This is a genomic window from Lentzea chajnantorensis (genome assembly GCF_054300775.1).
The window spans coordinates 8064531-8085972 of sequence record NZ_JBSDZT010000002.1; the positions used below are offsets into that span (position 1 = coordinate 8064531).

Annotated in this window: 21 protein-coding genes and 3 pseudogenes; 18 read left to right on the forward strand and 6 right to left on the reverse strand. The window is 72.2% G+C overall.

Annotated features, from left to right (window positions below; translation table 11 throughout):
• Position 1: 1 nt before the first annotated feature.
• A complete protein-coding gene (locus tag ACVDFE_RS38600) occupies positions 2-2896 on the reverse strand; it encodes an AfsR/SARP family transcriptional regulator (RefSeq protein WP_458433881.1) in 2895 nt (964 codons plus the stop codon).
• A gap of 201 nt (positions 2897-3097) precedes the next feature.
• On the opposite strand from ACVDFE_RS38600, the pseudogene ACVDFE_RS38605 reads away from it, so the two are divergent.
• From ACVDFE_RS38605 to ACVDFE_RS38620, 4 genes and pseudogenes are all read left to right on the forward strand, one after another.
• A pseudogene (locus tag ACVDFE_RS38605) lies at positions 3098-3286 on the forward strand (helix-turn-helix transcriptional regulator); the annotation flags it as partial.
• A gap of 45 nt (positions 3287-3331) precedes the next feature.
• Positions 3332-4369, forward strand: a complete 1038-nt coding sequence (locus tag ACVDFE_RS38610) for an AAA family ATPase (RefSeq protein WP_458434490.1) — start codon at positions 3332-3334, stop codon at positions 4367-4369.
• A 29-nt stretch (positions 4370-4398) separates the two neighbouring features.
• Positions 4399-4923: pseudogene (locus ACVDFE_RS38615) on the forward strand (FAD/NAD(P)-binding protein); the annotation flags it as partial.
• A gap of 394 nt (positions 4924-5317) precedes the next feature.
• Entirely contained in the window at positions 5318-5659 is a 342-nt protein-coding gene (locus ACVDFE_RS38620) for a hypothetical protein (protein WP_458433882.1), read from the forward strand.
• On the opposite strand, the gene ACVDFE_RS38625 is transcribed toward ACVDFE_RS38620, so the two are convergent.
• Positions 5656-6834 (reverse strand): ROK family protein, encoded by a 1179-nt coding sequence (locus ACVDFE_RS38625; RefSeq protein ID WP_458433883.1) that lies wholly within the window; start codon positions 6832-6834, stop codon positions 5656-5658. The genes ACVDFE_RS38620 and ACVDFE_RS38625 overlap by 4 nt on opposite strands.
• Positions 6835-6860: 26 nt before the next feature.
• On the opposite strand from ACVDFE_RS38625, the gene ACVDFE_RS38630 reads away from it, so the two are divergent.
• From ACVDFE_RS38630 to ACVDFE_RS38640, 3 genes and pseudogenes are all read left to right on the forward strand, one after another.
• Positions 6861-8030, forward strand: a complete 1170-nt coding sequence (locus tag ACVDFE_RS38630) for an MFS transporter (RefSeq protein ID WP_360397143.1) — start codon at positions 6861-6863, stop codon at positions 8028-8030.
• 16 nt (positions 8031-8046) lie between these two features.
• A pseudogene (locus ACVDFE_RS38635) lies at positions 8047-8385 on the forward strand (inositol monophosphatase family protein); the annotation flags it as partial.
• A 145-nt stretch (positions 8386-8530) separates the two neighbouring features.
• Entirely contained in the window at positions 8531-8788 is a 258-nt protein-coding gene (locus ACVDFE_RS38640; RefSeq protein ID WP_458433884.1) for an inositol monophosphatase family protein, read from the forward strand.
• A 22-nt stretch (positions 8789-8810) separates the two neighbouring features.
• Here ACVDFE_RS38640 and hemW read toward each other — a convergent pair whose 3' ends face one another.
• On the reverse strand, positions 8811-10019 hold the full coding sequence (gene hemW / locus ACVDFE_RS38645; RefSeq protein ID WP_360397141.1) for a radical SAM family heme chaperone HemW: 1209 nt from the start codon (positions 10017-10019) through the stop codon (positions 8811-8813).
• 369 nt (positions 10020-10388) lie between these two features.
• Between hemW and ACVDFE_RS38650 the strand changes: the two genes are divergently transcribed.
• From ACVDFE_RS38650 to ACVDFE_RS38700, 11 genes are all read left to right on the forward strand, one after another.
• Positions 10389-12068, forward strand: a complete 1680-nt coding sequence (locus ACVDFE_RS38650; protein WP_360397140.1) for a nitrite/sulfite reductase — start codon at positions 10389-10391, stop codon at positions 12066-12068.
• Positions 12065-12223 carry an Insertion element protein gene (locus ACVDFE_RS38655; protein ID WP_360397139.1) on the forward strand — a complete coding sequence of 53 codons (159 nt, stop codon included), beginning with the start codon at positions 12065-12067 and terminating at the stop codon, positions 12221-12223. The genes ACVDFE_RS38650 and ACVDFE_RS38655 overlap by 4 nt, the downstream gene beginning before the upstream one ends.
• Complete coding sequence (locus ACVDFE_RS38660) at positions 12220-12915, forward strand: phosphoadenylyl-sulfate reductase (RefSeq protein WP_458433885.1); 696 nt, start codon at positions 12220-12222, stop codon at positions 12913-12915. The genes ACVDFE_RS38655 and ACVDFE_RS38660 overlap by 4 nt, the downstream gene beginning before the upstream one ends.
• On the forward strand, positions 12912-13811 hold the full coding sequence (gene cysD / locus ACVDFE_RS38665; protein ID WP_458433886.1) for a sulfate adenylyltransferase subunit CysD: 900 nt from the start codon (positions 12912-12914) through the stop codon (positions 13809-13811). Before ACVDFE_RS38660 ends, cysD begins: the two co-directional genes overlap by 4 nt.
• The gene (locus ACVDFE_RS38670; RefSeq protein WP_458433887.1) at positions 13812-15155 is read left to right on the forward strand and encodes a sulfate adenylyltransferase subunit 1; all 1344 of its coding nucleotides are present in this window, start codon (positions 13812-13814) and stop codon (positions 15153-15155) included.
• Positions 15156-15208: 53 nt separating this feature from the next.
• On the forward strand, positions 15209-16219 hold the full coding sequence (locus ACVDFE_RS38675; protein ID WP_360397135.1) for an ABC transporter substrate-binding protein: 1011 nt from the start codon (positions 15209-15211) through the stop codon (positions 16217-16219).
• Positions 16220-16249: 30 nt separating this feature from the next.
• A complete protein-coding gene (locus ACVDFE_RS38680; protein WP_360397134.1) occupies positions 16250-17026 on the forward strand; it encodes an ABC transporter ATP-binding protein in 777 nt (258 codons plus the stop codon).
• On the forward strand, positions 17010-17882 hold the full coding sequence (locus ACVDFE_RS38685) for an ABC transporter permease (RefSeq protein WP_360397133.1): 873 nt from the start codon (positions 17010-17012) through the stop codon (positions 17880-17882). The genes ACVDFE_RS38680 and ACVDFE_RS38685 overlap by 17 nt, the downstream gene beginning before the upstream one ends.
• Positions 17879-18583, forward strand: coding sequence for a sirohydrochlorin chelatase (locus tag ACVDFE_RS38690; protein ID WP_458433888.1), 705 nt, complete (start codon positions 17879-17881; stop codon positions 18581-18583). Before ACVDFE_RS38685 ends, ACVDFE_RS38690 begins: the two co-directional genes overlap by 4 nt.
• 208 nt (positions 18584-18791) lie before the next feature.
• Positions 18792-19403 carry a cyclase gene (locus ACVDFE_RS38695; RefSeq protein WP_458433890.1) on the forward strand — a complete coding sequence of 204 codons (612 nt, stop codon included), beginning with the start codon at positions 18792-18794 and terminating at the stop codon, positions 19401-19403.
• A gap of 183 nt (positions 19404-19586) precedes the next feature.
• Positions 19587-20363, forward strand: coding sequence for an enoyl-CoA hydratase-related protein (locus ACVDFE_RS38700; RefSeq protein WP_458433891.1), 777 nt, complete (start codon positions 19587-19589; stop codon positions 20361-20363).
• 80 nt (positions 20364-20443) lie between these two features.
• Here the strand turns inward: ACVDFE_RS38700 and ACVDFE_RS38705 are convergent, their stop codons facing one another.
• Genes ACVDFE_RS38705 through ACVDFE_RS38715 form a run of 3 tightly spaced genes read right to left on the reverse strand, consistent with a single transcriptional unit; the run spans position 20444 to position 21386 of the window.
• Entirely contained in the window at positions 20444-20707 is a 264-nt protein-coding gene (locus tag ACVDFE_RS38705) for a barstar family protein (RefSeq protein ID WP_360397129.1), read from the reverse strand.
• On the reverse strand, positions 20704-21165 hold the full coding sequence (locus ACVDFE_RS38710; RefSeq protein ID WP_360397128.1) for a guanyl-specific ribonuclease: 462 nt from the start codon (positions 21163-21165) through the stop codon (positions 20704-20706). Before ACVDFE_RS38710 ends, ACVDFE_RS38705 begins: the two co-directional genes overlap by 4 nt.
• Positions 21162-21386 carry a hypothetical protein gene (locus ACVDFE_RS38715; protein WP_360397127.1) on the reverse strand — a complete coding sequence of 75 codons (225 nt, stop codon included), beginning with the start codon at positions 21384-21386 and terminating at the stop codon, positions 21162-21164. The genes ACVDFE_RS38710 and ACVDFE_RS38715 overlap by 4 nt, the downstream gene beginning before the upstream one ends.
• Positions 21387-21442: the final 56 nt, after the last annotated feature.

Here is a 21442-nt window from a genome sequence, read left to right on the forward strand (position 1 = left end):
GTCAGCTGACGGCGGCCAGCCCCTGCCGCACCACCGCCGCCTCCGGCACCCCCATCTCCTCGAAGTGCCGCAACGCGATCCGCCAGCGCTCCGCCGCACCACCGGTGTCGGACCGGTCGGCCAGCACCCGCGCGGCACCGTCGAGGGCACGGGCGATCTCCACCCGGAACCCGGTGTCCTCGGCGAGCCTGCGGGCCCGGTCGTGCCGTTCCAGCGCCACGTCCAGCTCGCCGCGGTCGTAGTGCACGCGCCCGAGCAGGTTCGCCGCCCACGCCGCCTGGGCCTGGTTCCCCTGGGACCGCAACAACGCCGAGGCGTACGACCCGAGCTCCCCCGCCTCGTCGAGGCTGCCCTCGCGCCGGCACACGTCGGCGTAGCGGGCGAGCACGATGCCCTCGTCGCCGGGCGAGGCGCTGTCCTTCGCCAGGCGCAGCGCGGAGTCCAGGGTGAGCCGGGCGGCGGTGAAGTCGTGCACGGCGGCCTGCGCGGAGGCGTAGTCCACCAGCACGGCCACCTCGCAGGACACGTCGAGCCGGTGCCCGTCCTCCGCGGCGGCCCGGTGGTACGGCAACGCCTCGGTGAAGCGGCCGAACTCGTTGAGCAGCTTGCCGATCACGGCCTCGGCTGCCCGGCGCAGCACCACGTCGCCGTCCTCCACGGCGATGGCGAGCGCCTGGTCCGCGCACTCGTGGGCCTGACCGAGCCGGCCGAAGTGCCAGTGCGGGGTGGCGAGCCGGTGCAGGACCCGGCCCTCCAGCGTCCGGTCACCGGCGGCGCGGGCGGACTCCAGCGCCTGTTCGTGCACCCACAGCATGTCCGTCATGCGCCCGCGCAGCCGCAGGTACGGGTGCAGCGCCTCGGAAAGGTGGCACACGTGCTCGTGCAGCTCGTCGGCCGCGGCACCGCGCACGGCGGCCAGCAACCCGCCGCACTCGGCGTCGAACCACGTCACCGCGTCGTTCCTGGTGCGCAACCGGGGCAGCTGCGCGGGCGGGTACAGGTAGCGCGGCCGGGGCCGGGCCCGGCGGTGCACCAGCAGGTCGGCCGCGGCGTTGGCGGCGCAGAGCTGGTAGTCGAGCAGCCGGTGCACCGCCATCGTGCGCAGCCCCGGCGGTTCCACCCGGCCCACCAGCGAGCGGGCCAGGCTGTGCACCAGGTCGTGCAGGCCGTACCGGCCCTGCGCGAGCTGCACGACCAGCCGCACGTCCAGCAGGTCCTCCAGGACGCTCTCGGCCCTGCCCAGCGCCATGTCGGCGAGCGCCGCGACGGCGTGGACGTCGACCTCGGTCGCGGGCACCAGGCCGAGCAGCCGGAACACCCGCTGGTGACCGGGTTCGAGCGCGTCGTAGGACAGGCCGATCGCGGCCGCGACGCTGCGGTCGCCGACCGCGAGCTCGCTCATCTTGCGCTCCTCGTCCCGCAGCCGGTCGACGAGGTAGCGGATCGTCCAGCGCTCCCGGTTGTGCAGCCGGGTGCAGGCGATCCGGATCGCGAGCGGCAGCCGGTCGCAGGCGGTGACGAGGTCGCGGGCCGCCTCGGGTTCGCGGGCGACCCGGTCGTCGCCGAGGATGCCGAGGACCAGCTCCAGCCCCTCCTCCTCGGGCGGCGGTGCGAGCGACAACGACAGCGTGCCGTCGAGACCGGTGAGCCGGGACCGGCTGGTGATCATCACGAGACCGTCGGACGACCCCGGCAGCAACGCCCTGACCTGCGCGCTGTCCACGACGTTGTCCAGCAGCACCATGATCCGCCGGCCCGCCGTGCGCATCCGCCACAGCACGGCCCGCGCGGACAGGTCGTCGGGCAGCTGGTCGCGCGGCACACCGGCCTGCCGCAGCACCGTCCCGAGCGCCTCGACCGGGTCCATGGGCTTGCGGTCGACGGCATACCCGAGCAGGTCGACGTAGAACTGCCCGTCCGGGAAGCCGTCCGCGAGCCGGTGCGCCATGTGCACGAGCAGCGAGGTCTTGCCGACACCGGCCATCCCGTCGACCGCGACGATCATCAGCCCCCGGCCGGCCCTGCCGCCGACGAACTCGCTGATCCGCCGCTGTTCGTCCACCCGGCCCACAAAGTCGGTCATGTCGTACGGCAACGCCTGCGGCACCGCCGTCTCCTGCGGCGCGTGCACGGCGGTGTCGAGCTCCGGCTCGTTGCGCAGGATGCGTTCGTGCAGCTGCATCAGCTCCGGACCGGGGTCGATGCCCAGCTCGTCCGCGAGCAGCCGGCGCCCCTGCTCGTAGACCCGCAGGGCGTCCGCCTGCCGGCCCGACCGGTACAGCGCGAGCATCAGCTGGCCGCGGGTGGTCTCGCGCAGCGGGTGCTCGTCCAGCAGCGCGCGCAGGTCGGCGACGAGCTCCCGTGCCGCGCCCAGCTCCAGCCTGGTCTCCATCAGCTGGTCGGCGGCGGCGATCCGGCGTTCGTCGAGCACCGCCACGGCCGCGCGGACGACCGGGCTGTCGATGCCCGCGAGCGCAGGACCGCGCCACAGCGACAGCGCGGCGGTCAGGTGCTCGATCACCCCGGCGGCGTCCTCTGCCTCGCGGGCCTGCCGCACCCGCAGGTCGAACAGCCCGAGATCGGTCTGGGTGTCCTGCACCACCGCCCGGTAGCCGGCGCCGTCGGTGACGATCAGCCCCGCACCGCCCGGCAGCCGCCTGCGCAGGTCCGCGACGATCTTGCGGACCTGGGTCGCCGCGGTCATCGGCGGCTGCTCACCCCAGGCGGCCTCGACGAGCCGCTCGACCATGACCGCACGGTTGCGCTCCAGCAGCAACACCGCGAGAACGCATTCGGCACGCGCACCGCCCAACGGGATCCTCGACCCGCCCGACCACGCCTCGAAGGCGCCGAGCACACGAAATTCCACACCCGCCCCCATGTCAGCGGTGATCATTCCACTTCACCCAGAATGCCGACCCAGCGCACCGCCTGTGCTGGATTCAGCTTCATTAGTTCCTTTTAAACACGGAAGTGGAATATTCACCCGTACATACCAGCCACGAGTTGCACAGCGTGAGGGGAGCCAAAACGGAATCGATGCGGTACACCGGACCGGCATTCTGTCGACAACCGACGACTCGGGGGTCTGGTCTGCATGGATTCCTTAACGCAACGGCAACTCGGCTTGCTGTTCCGGAAATACCGAACAGATAGGCGCCTCACGCAACGCCAATTGGCGAAACTGTCGGGCGTCAGCGTGCGCACGATTAGGGACATCGAGCTCGGCAGCTCCCAGCAACCCCGCAGGGAGACCGTGCGGCTCATGGCCAATGCGCTGGGACTGACCAGTCGGGAACACACGGAAATCGAGGAGGCCTCGGGTCGGCGCGTGACCACGGAGGACCTGCGCTTCGTGTTCGCGACGAGCGAGATGCCCCCTCCCTCGCCCATCGACGCGCTCGTCGGACGGCGCGCGGAACTGGCCGCGCTGGCCGGTTCGCTGCGCTCGGGCGGCGACCGGCTCGTCACGATCACCGGCCTCGGCGGCGTGGGCAAGACCCGCCTCGCGCTGGAGGTGGCGGTGGCGCTGCACGACATGGACGGACTGGCGGTGCTGTGGTCCTCGCCCGACCCGCTGCACCCGACGTCGGTGCGCGCCGCCGCGCAGCTCGGCGCGGTGCTGCGGTCCGGTCTCGACGCCCTGCGCGGGCACGGTGCCGGTGAGCTGGCCGAGATCATCGCCGACCAACCGGCGCTGGTCGTGCTGGACTCCTGGACCGCGCACCGGCCGGAGCTGGCACTGGCGCTGCTGCAGGACTGCCCGCGGGTGCGCGTCCTGATCACCGCGGCGGACCCGCTGCGCCTGCCCGGCGAACGCGTGGTCCCGCTGGGTCCGCTGGCGGTCCCGCACCGCCACACCGGCCCGGCCGAGGTCGCGCGGGTGCCGTCGGTCGAGCTGCTCATCCGGTACGCGCGCCAGTCCCGTCCCGGTTTCCGGCTCACCGACGCCAACCTGCACGCGGTGGCCGGGCTCGCCCGCGGCACCGACGGCATCCCCGCGGTGCTGGCCTCGGTCGCGCAGTGGCTCGCGGTCTACGAGCCGGACGCCCTGTGCGACCAGGTGAACGACGACCCGTTCGGCTTCTTCGACGGCCTGCGCGACCGCATCACGGCACGCCTGGACGCGCTGGACGGCGCCGAACGCGTGCTGCTCGAACGCCTGTCGCTGCTCGACAGCGCCTGGTCGGTCACCGACGCCGTGACCGCCACCGGCCTGCCGCCGAGCACCTGCGCGCGGCTCGTGCGCGGCCTGCTCGTCAGCGGCGTGGTGCGGCCCGCCTCCGCGCAGGGGCGCTCCCGGTTCGGGGTGCTCAGCCTGGTGCGCTCGCTGTCGTGCGCCCAGCCCGCCGGGGTGGGCGCGGCGTGATCGCGGTGATCGGGGCGGGCGCGGCCGGGGTGACGACAGCGGCCCGGCTGCTGGAGCGCGGTGCCGCCGTGTGCCTGGTCGACCCGGCCGAGGAACGCGGGCGCGGGGTCGCCTACCGCACCGACGACCCCCGGCACCTGCTCAACGTCCCCGCGGGGAAGATGAGCGCGCGGGAGGACGACCCCGGTGACTTCGCGCGGTGGGCCGGGGTGGCGGCGGCGGACTTCGTGCCGCGCCGGGTGTTCGGTGCCTACCTCGCCGCTCACCTGGACGGCGTGTCGGCCCGCCACCCCGGCCGGCTGCGGGTGGTGCGCGACCGCGCGACGAGGATCGGCCACGACGCCGGTGCCGTGCGGATCTCGTTGGCAGCGGGCGACTTCCTCCTCGCCGACGCCGCCGTTCTCGCGCTGGGCGCGGTCGGCACCCGCGACGACTGGGTGCCCACCGACACCCCGGACTCGGCCGCGTTCGTGCCGGACCCCTGGGCTCCCGGCGCGCTGGAGCGCATCCGCGACGACCGCGACGTCGTGCTGGTCGGCACCGGCCTGACCGCCGTCGACCTCGCGATGACGCTCGGCCGGCCCGGTCGCGTGGTGCACGCCGTGTCGCGCACCGGTCTGCTGCCACGCCGCCACCGCCCGGCACAACCGATGCGACCACCGGAGCTCGCCGGCTGCACCGGTCTCGACGACGTCCGCCGGGTGGTGTCGGCGCACGTGCGGGAGTCGTTGCGGCGCCACGGCGACTGGCGGCCCGCGCTGGACAGCCTCCGCCCGGTCACCGCGCGGCTGTGGGACCTGCTGCCGTTGCCGGACCGCTCCCGGTTCCTCGCGGAGGACCTGCGGTCGTGGGAGGTCCACCGGCACCGCATGCCCGGCACGACCGCGCGGACGCTGGTCCGCCTGCGCCGCGCGGGAGAGCTGCGCACCCACCGCACCGGGGTCACCGGTGTGCGGATGGTCCCCGGCGGGGTCGTCCTGCGGCTGGGCGACGGGACCGAGCTGCACGGCGGGCACCGTCGTCAACTGCACCGGCGTGCGCCACGACGTGCGGCGCTGCCCCGACCCGCTCGTCGCCGGCCTGCTCGCCGACGGCCACGCGACCCCCGGACCGCTCGGGCTCGGCTTCGACACGCTGCCGGACGGCCGGGTGCGCGGTGGCGCTCCACTGTGGACGCTCGGTGCGCTGCGGCGCGGGAACCTCTGGGAGACGACGGCGTTCCCGGAGATCCGCGCGCAGGCCGCGGCGGTGGCCCGGTCCGTGACGAGCGCGCTGGGGGTGCCGTGCTAACCCAGGACCCCCAGCGGGTCGTCGAGCACCGGCTGCCACGCCAGCTCCGCGGCCCCGACCAGGCTGTTGTGCGCCAGCTCCGCCGGCACGAGCGGCACGCTGCGCTCCCACAGCCCGCGGTCGGCGACCAGCGCGGCCAGCCGCCGCGGATCGCGTTCGAGCAGCGCCGCGTGCAGCCCGCCGAGCACGATCCGGTCCGGGTTCAGCACGTTCACCAGTCCGGCGAGGCCGACCGCGAGCCGTTCGACCACGCCCCGCACCGCGGGATGCCCGTCCCGCACCAGTTCCTCGGCCTGCACGAGGGGCGCGACGTCCGGTCGCACCTCGCGCCCGGCCGCCTCCAGCAGCCCGATCGGGTCGGTCTCCACGTCGAGACAGCCCCGGTTGCCGCAGTGGCACCACCGACCAGAGGGGTTGACCGTGACATGACCGACCTCCATCGACAGCCCGGAACTGCCCGTGTAGAGCTGTCCGCCGACCACGAACGCGCCACCGACACCGCGGTGCCCGGTGGCGGTCATCAGCAGGTGCGTGGCACCCCGGCCGGCGCCGTGCCGGTGCTCGGCCAGCGCGGCGAGGTTGACGTCGTTCGCGACGAACGCCGGCACCGCGAGCCCTGCCCGGTGCACCTGCTCGGTGAAGACGGCCAGCACCGGCGCGCCGACCGGCCACGCCAGGTGCAGCGGGTTCAACGCCGTCCCGCCGGGGCGGCTCACCGCGGACGGCACGGCCAGACCGGCGCCCACGCACCGCCGGCCGGTCCACCCGACCAGCTCGGCACCCGCGCCCACCACGGCGGACAGCACGTCCGCGGGATCGGCGCCGACCGGCGAGCGCTCGGCCGCGGTCGCCACGACCACCCCGCCGAGGCCCACGACGGCCACCCGGAACCCGTCCACGTGCACCTGCGCCGCCAGCACGACCGGGCCGTCCGGGTCGAGCACGATCCGGTGCGACGGCCGGCCACGCGACGTAGCGGGTGCCCCCGGACGGGTGTCGTTGTGGATCAGTCCCAGCGCCTCCAGCTCGGCGGTCACCGCACCCGTCGTCGCGCGGGAAACGCCCAGCTCAGCGGTCAGGTCAGCGCGTGTCGCGACCTGCCCGAGGTGCACCAGCGAGAGCACCCGCCCCAGGACGGCGTGCCCGCGCTTCAGCCTTGGCCTCGTCTCCGTCATGCCCCTACACTCATTTTGTGCCACCGATGAACAAATTATCCACGACCACGAACCCGGCACCGGCTGCACTCGTGCAGCTGCGCATCGCGGTGACCATGTTCTTCGCGCTCGGCGGCTTCCTCTTCGCCGGCTGGGCGGTGCGCATCCCCGCGATCAAGGACCAGACAGCGGCCACACCCGGTGCCCTCGGCCTCGCGCTCTTCGCGATGACCGGCTCGGCGGTCGCCACCATGAGCGTGGCGGGCAGCCTCTGCCAGCGCTTCGGCAGCAGGCAGGTCACCATCGCCACGGCCGCGCTGCTGTCGGTCAGCGTCGTGCTGCCGACGTTCACGCACTCGGCGCTGACGCTCGGCCTGTCGCTGCTGCTGTTCGGCGTCGCGTACGGCGGCATCGACGTGGCGGTCAACAGCGTCGCCATCGACCTCGTCGAGGCGGTGCAGCGCCCGGTCATGCCCAGCCTGCACGCGGCGAACAGCCTCGGCAGCCTCGCCGGCGCGGGACTCGGCGGCCTGCTGGCCTCGCACCTGACACCCACCGCACACATGCTGCTCCTCGCCCCGGTCGGCCTGCTGATCACGGCGTGGTTCGGCCGGGTCCTGCTGGCGCACCCGCTGCCCAGCTCGCACGCCGACGACGGCGCCACCGGCCTGCGGCTGCCGAAGTTCACCTCCGGTGTGCTGCTGTTCGGCCTCATCGGCCTGTGCGCGGCCTACAGCCAGGGTGCGCTCGACAGCTGGGTCCCGCTGCACCTGAGCGACGACCTCGGCGCGAGCCAGGGCCTGGCCGCCGCGGGCTACGCCGTCGTCCAGGGCACCATGACCGTCGGCCGCCTGTCCGGTGTCCGCCTGCTGGAACGCCTGGGGCAGACCAGGGTCGTCGTCATCGGCGGTGCGCTCGCGTGCGCCGGGACACTCGTCGCCGCGCTGTCCCCCGGCCTGCCGCTGGCGTTCGCCGGCCTGGCCGCGACCGGCCTCGGTCTCGCGAACATCTTCCCGGTGGCGATGGCCCGCGCCGGTCAGCTCGGTGGGCCGAACGGGGTGGCTGTCGCTTCGACGCTCGGCTACGGGGGCATCCTGCTCGCGCCGCCCACGATCGGGTTCCTGGCCGGCGAGGTCGGCCTGCCGATCGCGCTGAGCCTGATCGCGTTCATGGTGGCGGCCGCGGCGACGATCGGGTTCGTCGTGCGCAACCGCTGACCGAGGAGGAGGTGCCATGACTTCGGACGTCGAGCTCGCCGCCGAGCTGGCCGAGAGATCCGGGCAACTGCTGCAGGAGCTGCGCCGGGGACCGTTGCGCGGCAAGGAGCTCGGCAAGGCCGGTGACGAGCAGTCGCACGAGCTGCTCGTCAAGGCCCTCGCCGAGGCCCGTCCGGCCGACGCCGTGCTCTCCGAGGAGGGCGACGACGACACCGCCCGCCTGTCCGCCGACCGCGTGTGGATCGTCGACCCGCTCGACGGCACCCGCGAGTACGGGCAGGCCGACCACGCCGACTGGGCCGTGCACGTGGCGCTGTGGCAGCGCGGCCGCGGCATCACCGACGCCGCCGTCGCCCAACCCGCGCTGGACGCCGTCTACACGACCGGCGGCACCACGGCCGCCCAGACCAGCGGCCCGCTGCGGATCGTGGTGAGCGCCAGCAGACCCCCCGAGTTCGCGGCCCCCGTCGCCGACACCCTCGGCGCCGAGCTTCGTGCCGATGGGGTCGGCGGGCGCGAAGGCGATGGCGGTGGTCCGCGGCGAGGCCGACGTCTACCTGCACGCCGGTGGTCAGTGGGAGTGGGACTCCGCCGCACCCGTCGGCGTCGCGCTCGCGGCTGGCCTGCACGCCTCCCGCATCGACGGCTCACCGCTGGAGTACAACCGGCCCAAGCCCTACCTGCCGGACCTGCTCATCTGCACACCCCGGCACGCCTCTGCCGTCCTGTCAGCGGTACAGGCGGCGATCGGCGGCTGATCCCCCGCCAGTGGCCCGCGAGCTACGGGAGCAGCCTGCGGACGACGGCGTCGGCGAGCAGCCGCCCGCGGTCGGTGAGCACGCAGCGGTCGTCGAACGGCTCCAGCAAGCCGTCGGCGACCGCCTGCTCCGCCTCCTCGCGACCGGCCGCGTCCAGCACGTCGACCGGCAGGCCCTCGGCGAGCCGCAGCTCCAGCAGCACGCGTTCGACGCGGCGGTCCTCGGCGGTGAGCAGCTCCCGGCCCGCCGCCGGGGACTTCCCCTCGGCCAGCAACGACGAGTACCGCGCCGGGTGCTTCACGTTCCAGAAGCGGACGCCGCCGACGTGGCTGTGCGCGCCGGGCCCGAAGCCCCACCAGTCGGCGCCCTTCCAGTACAGGACGTTGTGCCGGCACCGCGCCTCCACCGAGGTGGCCCAGTTCGACACCTCGTACCAGGAGAACCCGGCGCCACTCAGCTTCGCGTCGACCAGCTCGTAGGACGAGGCGAGCACGTCGTCGTCCGGCATCGGCAGGTCGCCGCGGCGGATGCGGCGCGCGAGGCCGGTGCCGTCCTCGACGATCAGCGCGTAGGCGGAGACGTGGTCGACGCCGGCGTCGAGCACGGCGTCCAGCGACGCCGCCAGGTCCGCCGGCTGCTCACCCGGTGTGCCGTAGATCAGGTCGAGGTTGACGTGGTCGAAGCCCGCGGCGCGCGCTTCCCGTGCGGCGTCGACCGGACGGCCGGGGGTGTGCTTGCGGTCGAGCACCCGCAACACGTGGCGGGCGGCGGACTGCATGCCCAGCGACACCCGCGTGTAGCCGGCGGCGCGGATGCCCTCGAAGAACGACGGCGACGTCGACTCCGGGTTCGACTCAGTCGTGACCTCGGCACCGGGAGCCAGGCCGAACGACCGGCGCACCGCGTCCAGCACGTCGGCCAGGCCGGAGGCACCGAGCAACGACGGCGTGCCACCGCCGACGAACACGGTCTCGGCGGGCACTGGCGTCCCCAGCACGGAGGCCGCCAGGTCGAGCTCGCGGCGCAGGCCCTCCAGCCACGACTGGGGCGAGGCGGACGTGCCGAGCTCGCCGGGGGTGTAGGTGTTGAAGTCGCAGTAGCCGCAGCGGGTCGCGCAGAACGGCACGTGCACGTAGATCCCGAACGGGCGGGAGCCGACACCGGCGAGGGCGGAGGGCGGGAGCGAACCGTCGGCGGGCACGGGCTCGCCTTCGGGCAAAGCGGAGGGCATGACCCCCAGTGTCCCCTACGCGGCCCGAATGGCGGTGTTCGACCAGGGGAAGTATCTGTCGGTGACAGAAGTATTACGGAATGAAACCAGCCTAGGATGTCAACCCCCGCTCGTCAATCCCAGCATCCGGTTGGCGGTGGACCACGCTCTGGGCGGCATGCACACTGAGGTCATGCATTCGACTGGAGTCCGCCTCGTGGCCCGCCGCCACGTCGACTTCCGTCGTGTCTCCAGCGCGATGTGCCGTCGTTCGGCCTGACCGCGCGCTGATTTGTTCCCGTCGGCGCCCGGCGCGCTGACGACGCCCCCACCACAAGCACCTCCGGGCTCGCACGCGCACCGAGCGCCTCGAAACCCCGGAGGATGGCGATGGTCTCGCCGCAGACGTCACCGCGCGCCAAGCAGCGTCGCGGCGAGGGGCAGTGGGCACTCGGCTACCGAGAGCCGCTGAACCCCAACGAGCGGAGCAAGAAGGACGACAACCCGCTCAACGTCCGCGCCCGCATCGAGAACATCTACGCCCACGGCGGTTTCGACTCGATCGACCCGGCCGACCTGCGTGGCCGGTTCCGCTGGTACGGCCTCTACACCCAGCGCAAGCCCGGCATCGACGGCGGCCGCACGGCCACCCTCGAACCGGAGGAGCTGGACGACGAGTTCTTCATGATGCGCGTGCGCAGCGACGGTGGCGCGCTCACCACGCAGCAGCTCAGGGTGCTGGGTGAGATCTCGCAGACCTACGCCCGCGACACCGCGGACATCACCGACCGGCAGAACATCCAGTACCACTGGATCCGGATCGAGGACGTCCCCACGATCTGGCAGCAGCTCGAAGCCGTCGGCCTCACCACGGTGGAGGCGTGCGGCGACAGCCCGCGCGTCATCCTCGGGTCGCCGGTCGCGGGCATCTCGCAGGACGAGGTGGTCAACGGCCAGCCGGCGATCGACACGATCCTCGAGCGCTACATCGGCGACCCGCGCTTCTCGAACCTGCCGCGCAAGTTCAAGACCGCCATCTCCGGTCTGCAGGACGTCGCGCACGAGATCCACGACGTCGCGTTCGTCGGCGTGCACCACCCCGAGCACGGGCCCGGCTTCGACCTCTGGGTCGGCGGCGGCCTGTCCACGAACCCCATGCTGGGCAAGCGGCTCGGCGCCTGGGTGCCGCTCGACGAGGTCCCGGACGTCTGGGAGGCGGTCATCTCCGTCTTCCGCGACTACGGCTACCGCCGGCTGCGGCACCGCGCACGGATCAAGTTCCTCGTCGCCGACTGGGGTCCGGAGAAGTTCCGCCAGGTCGTGGAGGACGAGTACCTCAAGCGCAAGATGATCGACGGCCCCGCGCCGGAGGTCCTCGACCAGCAGCTCGACCACATCGGCGTGCACAAGCAGAAGGACGGCCTGTTCTTCGTCGGCGCCGCACCGGTCGCGGGCCGCGTCTCCGGCTCGGTCCTGGTCGAGGTCGCGAAGATCGCGGAACGGGCGGGCTCCGGCCGCGTCCGGTTCACGCCGCAGCAGAAGATCATCGTGCTGGACGTGGCCGAGACCGCGGTGCCGGCGCTCAAGAGCGACCTCGCGAAGCTCGGCCTGCAGGTCGACCCGTCGCCGTGGCGGCGGGGGATCATGGCCTGCACCGGCATCGAGTTCTGCAAGCTCGCGATCGTCGAGACCAAGGCCCGTGCGCTCGACCTCGTCACGCAGCTCGAAGCGAACCTCAAGGACATCGTCGACGGCGTCACCGCGCCGATCACCGTGCACATCAACGGCTGCCCCAACTCGTGCGCCCGCATCCAGACCGCGGACATCGGGCTCAAGGGCCAGATCGTCACCGACGACGAGGGCAACCAGGTCGAGGGCTTCCAGGTGCACCTGGGCGGCGGCCTCGGCCTCGACGCAGGGTTCGGCCGCAAGCTGCGCGGCCACAAGGTCACCGCGGCCGAGCTGCCCGAGTACGTCGAGCGCGTGGTGCGGAACTTCGTTGCGCAGCGGGAGACCGACGAGCGGTTCGCCCAGTGGGTCGCCCGCGCCGAGGAGGGGTCGCTGCGATGAGCGAGCGCGCGACGCCGTTCTACTGCCCCTACTGCGGCGATGAGGACCTCCGCCCGCAGGAGGAACCCGCCTACGCCTGGCTGTGCACCGGGTGCCGCCGTGTCTTCAAGGTCAGTTTCGTCGGGCTCAACCTGCCGCAGGAGGTGAAGAAGTGAGCGATCTGAAGGAAGACCTCAAGATCGTCGCCGAGGCCGCGCAGGAGGAGCTGGCCAACGCCAGCGCGATCGAGGCGCTGGAGTGGACCGCGCGGACGTTCGGCGACAGCTACGTCGTCGCCTCCAACATGCAGGACGCCGTGCTGATCGACCTCGCCGCGCAGGTGAAGCCGAACTTCGACGTGCTGTTCCTGGAGACCGGCTACCACTTCCCGGAGACGATCGGCGTGCGCGACGCCGTCGGTGTCGTCTACCCGGAGGTGCGGATCGTGAACGCCGCCGCCGAGCAGTCGGTGGAGGACCAGGAACGCGAGTTCGGCCTGCTGCACCAGACCGACCCGGCCCGGTGCTGCCACCTGCGCAAGGTCGTGCCGCTGCGGCGGGAGCTCGCGAAGTACGACGCCTGGGTGACCGGGGTGCGCCGGGTGGACGCACCGACGCGGGCCGGCACGCCGATCGTGCAGTGGGACGAGCGCAACGGCCTGGTCAAGGTCAACCCGATCGCGCCGTGGTCGGACGACGAGTTCAACGCCTACCTCCACGAGAAGGGTGTTCTGGAGAACCTGTTGGTGCAGGAGGGGTACCCCTCCATCGGGTGCCTGCCGTGCACGTCGAAGCCGCTGCCGGGCCAGGACGCCCGCAGCGGCCGGTGGGCCGGTCAGTCGAAGACGGAATGCGGGTTGCACGGATGACACTGGCTCTGGACACGTTGGGACGCCTCGAGTCCGAGGCGATCCACATCTTCCGCGAGGTCGCAGGCGAGTTCGACCGGCCGGTGATCCTCTTCTCCGGCGGCAAGGACTCGACGCTGCTGCTGCACCTCGCGATCAAGGCGTTCTACCCGGCACCGGTGCCGTTCCCGCTGCTGCACGTCGACACCGGGCACAACTTCGACGAGGTCATCGAGTTCCGCGACCGCGTCGTCGCACGGCACGGGCTGCGCCTGGAGGTCGCGAAGGTCCAGGACTGGATCGACGACGGCCGCCTGGAGGAGCGCCCGGACGGCACGCGCAACCCGTTGCAGACCGTGCCGCTGCTGGACTCCATCACGCAGCACAGGTTCGACGCGGTCTTCGGCGGCGGCCGCCGGGACGAGGAACGCGCCCGCGCCAAGGAGCGGATCTTCAGCCTGCGCACGGCGTTCGGCCAGTGGGACCCGAAGCGCCAGCGCCCCGAGCTGTGGAACCTCTACAACGGCCGGCACCGCGCCGGTGAGCACGTCCGCGTGTTCCCGCTGTCCAACTGGACCGAGCTCGACGTGTGGAACTACATCGAGCGCGAGGGCATCGAGCTGCCGGACATCTACTACTCGCACGAACGCGAGGTGTTCCTGCGCGACGGCATGTGGCTCGCCGAGGGCCCGTGGGGCACCGCGCGCGAGGGTGAGACGTTGCAGCGCAAGGTGGTCCGCTACCGCACGGTCGGCGACGGCTCCTGCACCGGTGCCGTCGAGTCCGACGCCGCCGACATCCACGCGGTGATCGCCGAGGTCGCCGCGTCCCGGCTGACCGAGCGCGGCGCGACCCGTGCCGACGACCGGCTGTCCGAGGCCGCCATGGAAGACCGCAAGCGGGAGGGGTACTTCTAGATGAGCGACCTGTTGAGGCTGGCCACCGCGGGCAGCGTGGACGACGGCAAGTCCACGCTCGTGGGCAGGCTGCTCTACGACACCAAGTCCGTGCTCGCGGACACGCTCGACGCCGTGCACCGCGCGAGCGCCGACCGCGGTCTCGCGACGCCGGACCTGTCGTTGCTGGTCGACGGCCTGCGGTCGGAGCGCGAGCAGGGCATCACGATCGACGTGGCGTACCGGTACTTCGCGACGCCGAAGCGGTCGTTCGTCCTCGCGGACACCCCCGGTCACGTGCAGTACACCCGCAACACCGTCACCGGCGCGTCCACCGCACAGCTCGCGGTGCTGCTGGTCGACGCGCGCAAGGGCGTCATCGAGCAGACCCGGCGCCACGCGGCGGTTCTCGCGCTGCTGGGCGTGCCGCGGCTCGTGCTGGCGGTCAACAAGATCGACCTCGTGGGCTACGACGAGGTGACGTTCGCGCGCATCGCCAAGGAGTTCACCGCGCACGCCACGGCCCTGGGTTACACCGAGGACTCGGTCGTCGAGATCCCGGTGTCGGCGCTGGCCGGGGACAACGTCGTGGAGAAGTCCGCGAACACGCCCTGGTACTCCGGCCCGACCCTGCTGGAGCACCTGGAGACCGTTCCGGTCGAGCCCGACCCGCACGACGCCCCGTTCCGGTTCCCGGTGCAGTACGTGATCCGCCCGCGCACGGCCGAGCACCTCGACTACCGCGGGTACGCGGGCCTGGTCGCGGCGGGCACGGTCACGCCGGGCGACGAGGTCGTCGTGCTGCCCTCCGGCAGGCGCTCGACCGTCACGAAGATCGACACGGCAGATGGCGAACTGGCCGAAGCGGCGGCCGGCCAGTCCGTCACGCTGCTGCTGGCCGACGACATCGACATCTCCCGCGGCGACCTGATCTCGGTGGCGGGCAACGAGCCCACGGTCACCGACGAGCTGGACGCCACCCTCTGCTGGCTCGCGGAGAAGCCCCTGCGACCCGGCGCCCGAGTCCTCGTCAAGCACGGAACGCGCACCGTGCAGGCGATGGTCACCGACCTGCGCGACCGCTTCGACGAGCAGACGCTGTCCAGTGTGGACCGCCCTGCCGCGTTGGAGCTCAACGAGATCGGCCGAGTGGCTCTGCGCCTGGCAGAGCCCGTTCCACTGGACGACTACAGCTTCAGCCGGCGCACCGGGTCCTTCCTGGTGATCGACGCGAGTGACGGTTCCACTCTCGCCGCCGGACTGGTCGGGGCTCCGCTGCCGCTGCTCGAGAACGGCGTGGAGAGCTGTACCGGGGGTAGCACCGCTACCCCCGACAACCACGCCCTCGTCTCCCCCGGTCCCTGAAAGGCCACACCGCCGTGAACCTCAAGTCCGCCCTTGCCGTCGCTCTGATCTCCTTGACCGCCATCTCCGGGTGCAGCCGCGCCGGGACGAGTGACACCCCCGCCGCCGAGTCCAAGGGCGCCGCCGCCGAGGTCCGCCTCGGGTACTTCCCGAACATCACCCACGCCGCCGCGCTGATCGGCGTCGAAAAGGGCCTGTACGCCAAGGAGCTGGGCGGCACGAAGCTGACGACGCAGACGTTCAACGCGGGCCCCGACGAGGTCAACGCCCTGCTCGGCGAGTCGCTCGACATCGCCTACATCGGCTCCGGTCCGGCGATCAACGCCTACTCGAAGTCGAAGGGCGAGGCCGTTCGCCTGATCGCCGGCGCGACGTCCGGTGGCGCGCAGCTCGTCGTGAAGCCCGAGGTCAACTCGATCGAGGACCTCAAGGGCAAGGTCGTCGCCACGCCGCAGCTCGCGAACACCCAGGACGTGTCGCTGAAGAAGTACCTGGCGGAGAAGAACCTCACCGGCCAGGTCACCGTGCAGAACGTGGAGAACGCGGCCTCGCTCGACCTGTTCAAGAAGGGCGACATCCAGGCCGCGTGGGCACCGCAGCCGTGGTCGGCGCGCATCGTCGCCGAGGGCGGCGGCAAGGTGCTGCTGGACGAGAAGACGCTGTGGGAGGGCGGGGCGTTCCCGACCACCGTGGTCATCGTGCGGACGAAGTTCCTGCAGGAGCACCCGGAGACGGTCGAGGCCGTGCTGAAGGGCCACGTCGCCGCGATCGACTGGGCCAAGGCGAACAGGGACGAGGCCAAGAAGACCGCCAACGCGGCCCTGGAGAAGCTCACGTCCAAGAAGCTCGGCGACAAGATCCTCGACGCCGCGTGGGACAACATCGAGCTCACCACCGACGCGCAGGCCAAGCACTTCCCGCAGCTCGCGAAGGACGCCGTGACCGCGGGCGTGGCCAAGGAGGCCGCGAACGTCGCCGGGTACGCCGACTTCACGCTGCTGAACAAGGTGCTCCAGGCGCAGGGCAAGCCGCAGGTGCAAGCAGCCGGACTGGACCAGAAGTAGTCTTCGAAGCCGAGGGGAAGGCACCCGAACATGACCGCCACGCTCGAGACCACTTTCCAGTCCACCGTGGACACCGCCGTCGAACTGGCCGGGGTCCGCAAGGTTTTCGGCCACGGCAGCTCGGCCGTGGTAGCGCTCGACGGGGTGGACCTCAAGGTCAAGCCCGGTGAGTTCGTGTGCCTCCTCGGCGCGTCGGGCTGCGGCAAGAGCACGCTGCTGAACATCGTGGCCGGCCTCGACGGCGCGACGGCGGGGGAGCTGCGGCTCAACACGTCGCGCCCGGCCGTGATGTTCCAGGAGCCCGCGCTCATGCCGTGGCTCACCGCCGCCCGCAACGTCGAGCTGGCGTTGCGGTTCGCCGGTGTCGGCCGCCTGGCGCGCAAGCGGCGGGCGCTGGAGCTGCTGGAGCTGGTGCGGCTGGGCGACGTCGCGGACAAGCGCCCGCACGAGCTGTCCGGCGGCATGCGGCAGCGCGTGGCGCTGGCCCGCGCGCTGGCGTCCACCACCGTGGCCGCAGACGGTTCCCCGGCCCTGCTGCTGATGGACGAGCCGTTCGCCGCGCTCGACGCGATCACCCGCGACGTGCTGCAGGCCGAGCTGATCCGGGTGTGGGAGACCACGAACACCGCGATCATCTTCGTCACGCACGACGTGCGCGAGGCGGTCCGGCTGGGCCAGCGGGTCGTGCTGCTGTCCTCCCGCCCCGGTCGCGTGGTGCGCGAGTGGGACGTGGCGGACTCGCGCGACGAGCTGCTCGACGAGATCAACACCCACCTGCGAGAGGTCATCAGTGGCCACGCCTCCTGACACGCTCGACAAGGTCGGCGCCGGCCTCGACGCACTCGACGTCCCCGTCGAGACGCAGAAACCGCCGGTGTGGCGCCGCTTCCTGAAGACCGGCGTGCCGCCGATCATCGCCTTCGCCCTGCTCATCGGCGTGTGGCAGGCGCTGTGGGCGTCGGCGGTCCTGCCGGAGTTCCAGCTGCCGGCCCCGGTCAACGTGTGGAACGAGCTGGTGCGCTCGATCGGCTCCGGCGAGGCCTTCGGCATCCTGTGGACCTCGTTGCACCGCGCGGTGTTCGGGTTCATCGCGGCGGTGCTGATCGCGACCCCGCTGGGTCTGCTGGTGGCCAAGGTCAAGGTGGTGCGCGCGGCGATCGGGTCGTTGCTGACCGGCCTGCAGTCGCTGCCGTCGGTGGCCTGGGTGCCGGCCGCGATCCTGTGGTTCGGCGTGACGCCGTCGACGATCTACTTCGTCGTGCTGATGGGTTCGGTGCCGTCGATCGCGAACGGCCTGGTGGCGGGCATCGACCAGATCCCGCCGCTGCTGCCGCGGGTCGGCCGCGCGCTGGGAGCGGGCAGGCTGGCCTCGGCCCGGCACATCCTGCTGCCCGCCGCTCTGCCCGGTTACCTGGCGGGCCTGAAGCAGGGCTGGGCGTTCTCGTGGCGCTCGCTGATGGCCGCGGAGATCATCGCCACCTCGCCGCAGCTGGGCACCGGCCTCGGCCAGTACCTGCACAACGGGTCGTCGCTGAACGACATCAACATGGTGATCGCGGCGATCTTCCTGATCCTGCTGGTGGGCATCGGCATCGAGCTGCTGCTGTTCCGCCCGATGGAACGCGCGGTGCTGCGCGCCCGCGGCCTGACGGGGGCGCTGTGACCCCGCTGATCGCCGTGGCGCACGGCAGCCGCGACCCGCGTTCGGCAGCGTCGATCCACGCGCTGCTGGACGTGGTGCGCTCGCTGCGCCCGGAGCTCGACGTGCGCGGGGCGTTCCTGGACCTGTGCGCACCGCGGCTGCACGACGTGCTGCGCGAGCCCTCCGTCGTCGTCCCCCTGTTGCTGGGCAAGGCGTTCCACGCACGGGTGGACGTGCCGGCCGCGGTGGCCGAGTCGCGCGTGCCCGCCGAGGTGGCGGACGTGCTCGGACCGGACCCGCGGCTGGAGTCGGCGGCACTGCGGCGGTTGTCGGAGGCCGGCGTGTCGTTCGGCGACCGGTCCCTGGGCGTGGTCGTGGCCGGCACCGGCTCCTCGCACGCACCGGCCAACGAGGCCGTGGCACGGGTCGCCCGGCGGTGGGCGCGGGAGTCGGGCTGGGCCGGCGTGGAGGCGGCGTTCGCGTCGATCGCCACGCCGACCGTGCCCGAGGCCGTGGAACGGCTGAAGGCCCGCGGCGCCCGCCGCATCGCCGTCGCGTCGTGGTTCCTGGCACCGGGCCTGCTGCCGGACAAGGTGGCGGCGCTGGCCGGACCCGACGTGCTGGTGGCGCGGCCGTTGGGGGACGACGTCGAGGTGGCGCAGCTGGTGCTGGACCGGTACGACGAGGCCCTGGCCCGTCAGCCGGTGGCCCGCTCCGCTTAGGGCGAAGACGAACCGGAGGGCGGTCTGCTGCGGCAGACCGCCCTTCGCCGTTCCGGGTGACACTTCCGGACGCCGCCGCGAGATCGGGTCCGCAGCGCCGTTCGGGCGATGTGCGGCGCGAGGTGTTGACGTGAAACTTACTCATGAGTAGGCAGAGAACCACGTCGCGTGCTGGGAGTGCCCCTCGTCCACTCAACGGGGAGAGACCATGAGGCTGGCCGGAGTCGCTTCACTGCTACTGGTACCGATGCTGGTGTTCACCGCGAACGCGTCAGCAGCTCCGCAGACCATCACCTTCAAGCTCAGGGCGACCGCCGTCGGGCAGACGTCGGACTTCACGCTCGACCAGGGCGTGAGCGCGTCCGCACCGGCCACCGTCGCACCGAACGGGGTCGTCAAGGTCACCGTCGACCCGGCGCCCAACCAGGTGCCGTCCGAGGCGGCCGGGCGGCAGGTGCGGGAGATCAAGGGGCTCGCGCTGCGGCTGCCGGTGCCGGCCGGCTCGAAGTTCCGGTCCGCGTCGCTGTCCGGCGGGTCCGGGCTGGGTGGCACGCCGACGATCGCCCTGTCCGGCAACGACGTCGTGCTCTCCGTGCCCGGCCCGCTCAAGGGCGGTGCCGCGTTCGAGCTGCCGGTGGTCACGATCACCCTGCAGGCCGACGCCTCCGGCACGATCACCACGAAGCTCGGTGGCAGCAGCTACGACGCCCCCGGCCTCACCTTCACCGCCGTCGTGTCGGTGCTCGGGTTCCCGGTCAACGCCGCCGCGAAGGGCTACCCGGACCCCAGCCCCGTCCTGACGACCACGACGATCGGCTGACCGCCCCGGTGCCCCACCCCCTGCCGGGCATCAGGACGTAGCAGCGACCAGCTCGGTCATCGTGTCGAGCGTCAGTGCGCAGGTCCTCCACGGAGACCTGCGCACTGACGCGGTTCGCCCACTCGTACTGGGCCGCGCGCAGCCGTTCCACCGCGGCGAAACTCGGCAGCTAAGGTCAGCGCCATGGCAGACGAGCTGGTCCACTACGAGGTGCGGCGTGGCATCGCGACGATCACGCTGGACTCCCCCCACAACCGCAACGCCCTGTCCGCGCAGCTGCGCCGGGAGCTCCGCGAGCACCTGACCGCGACCGCCGCCGACGACGGGGTGCGCGTGGTCGTGCTGACCCACACGGGCCCGGTGTTCTGCTCGGGCATGGACCTCAAGGAGGCCGCCGGTGCGAGTGCCGGCGACCAGGGCGTCAACGAGTTCCCCGCGATCCTCGACCAGCTCTGGACCAGCCCCAAGCCGGTCGTCGCCGCGCTGAACGGCCCTGCTCGCGCGGGTGGTGTCGGCATCGTCGCTGCCTGCGACATCGCGGTCGCGGCGCGCGAGGCGACGTTCGCGTTCAGCGAGGTCCGCATCGGCGTGGTGCCGGCGGTCATCTCGGTGACGGTGCTGCCGCGCCTGCTCCCCCGCGCCGCGCACGAGCTGTTCCTCACCGGCGAGACCTTCGACGCCGCCCGCGCGGTCGAGATCGGCCTGCTCAACTCCGCGGTGCCGCTCGACGGCGTCGACGCCGAGGTCCGCCGCTACACCGACATGCTCGCGCTGGGCGCACCGAACGCGCTCGCCGCGACCAAGCGGATGCTCCAGCAGGAACGGTCCACGAACCTCGGCGAGGTGTTCGCGGACATGCTCGCGCTGTCGGCGCAGCACTTCGGCGGTCCCGAGGGCCAGGAGGGCATCACGGCGTTCCGCGAGAAGCGCAAGCCGTCCTGGGTGCCCGCCGAGGACTGACACGTCGGACATCAGAACCAGGCGGCGCCTCGATGACGCCCTGCGCGAAAGCGGTACCGGCGGCTTTCGCGCAGGCCGGGTCACCGTTCCGTGCGAACCACCCGCAGCGTCCGGTCACCTGATCCGGCGGTCTGCCTCGCCGCGTCGCGCAGCACCTCGGACACGGACGCGTCCAGGTCGGCGGGCACGACCAGCACGTACTCCCCCGCGGGCAGCCACGACAGGTCGGTCAGGCTGTCGTACAACGCGTCGAGGTTCTGGCCGAACCAGGAGGGGAACGACAACGCCTCGGCGATGGCGCCGATGGCGGCCTTCTTCTCCGAAACGAGGATGTGCCGCTTCACTTCTTCACGTCCACGACGACGAACGACGCGTAGTGGTCGCCGGTGTAGTAGACCTCGCGCTTGTCCCCGGTCACGAGCCGGCGCGCGCCGCGGTCGGGACTGCCCGGCGTCGGCACCGTGTACTCCTTGTAGTACCCGGACTTGTGCTGCGGCAGCCGCTTCTCGCGGTTCTCGAACGTCACGCCGTCGTTCTTCGGGTACGGCATGGGGCTCTCGCCCCCGATCAGCTTGTACGTCTTCGCGGCCTCGGGCGGCAGCGACGACAGCGGCTTCACCTCAAGGCCGGACTCCTGCGCGCCGGGCACCGCGGGTGCCGTGCCGGGCGCACTGCTCGCGCTGCTGGTGGGCGCGCTCGACCGGGGTTCGGGCTCGGATGCGCCGTCGCGCACGAACCAGCCGACCAGGACCAGCAGGACCAGGCCGACGAGTGCGACGGTGAGGCGACGACCGGGACTCATACGGCGACCTTCTCGGACTCGGGATCGGAGGCCCCGTCCTCCGGCTCGGGTGCGAGGGAGGCCGGGTTCTTGGCACCCCAGTCGGCCACCCGGTCGACGAGCCGCGCCACGCCCAGGCACAGCGGCAGCACCACGACCATCACGAGGGGGAACTGCACGGCGACGGGCAGTTGCACGAGCCACAGCTCGACCCCGTCCCACCACTGCCAAAGCCCGTCCACCCGCACGAGCCTAGCCTGGTGAGCCGGGTCACGGCGGTCGGCGGGGACGCCGCTGG

Coding starts and splice junctions, on each gene's coding strand:
- ACVDFE_RS38670 (WP_458433887.1), top strand. CDS start 13,812: ATGAGCGACCTGTTGAGGCTGGCCACCGCGGGCAGCGTGGACGACGGC.
- ACVDFE_RS38650 (WP_360397140.1), top strand. CDS start 10,389: ATGGTCTCGCCGCAGACGTCACCGCGCGCCAAGCAGCGTCGCGGCGAG.
- ACVDFE_RS38600 (WP_458433881.1), bottom strand. CDS start 2,896: ATGATCACCGCTGACATGGGGGCGGGTGTGGAATTTCGTGTGCTCGGC.
- ACVDFE_RS38655 (WP_360397139.1), top strand. CDS start 12,065: ATGAGCGAGCGCGCGACGCCGTTCTACTGCCCCTACTGCGGCGATGAG.
- ACVDFE_RS38625 (WP_458433883.1), bottom strand. CDS start 6,834: ATGACGGAGACGAGGCCAAGGCTGAAGCGCGGGCACGCCGTCCTGGGG.
- ACVDFE_RS38695 (WP_458433890.1), top strand. CDS start 18,792: ATGAGGCTGGCCGGAGTCGCTTCACTGCTACTGGTACCGATGCTGGTG.
- ACVDFE_RS38680 (WP_360397134.1), top strand. CDS start 16,250: ATGACCGCCACGCTCGAGACCACTTTCCAGTCCACCGTGGACACCGCC.
- cysD (WP_458433886.1), top strand. CDS start 12,912: ATGACACTGGCTCTGGACACGTTGGGACGCCTCGAGTCCGAGGCGATC.
- hemW (WP_360397141.1), bottom strand. CDS start 10,019: ATGCCCTCCGCTTTGCCCGAAGGCGAGCCCGTGCCCGCCGACGGTTCG.
- ACVDFE_RS38640 (WP_458433884.1), top strand. CDS start 8,531: ATGGGGTCGGCGGGCGCGAAGGCGATGGCGGTGGTCCGCGGCGAGGCC.
- ACVDFE_RS38710 (WP_360397128.1), bottom strand. CDS start 21,165: ATGAGTCCCGGTCGTCGCCTCACCGTCGCACTCGTCGGCCTGGTCCTG.
- ACVDFE_RS38630 (WP_360397143.1), top strand. CDS start 6,861: ATGAACAAATTATCCACGACCACGAACCCGGCACCGGCTGCACTCGTG.
- ACVDFE_RS38700 (WP_458433891.1), top strand. CDS start 19,587: ATGGCAGACGAGCTGGTCCACTACGAGGTGCGGCGTGGCATCGCGACG.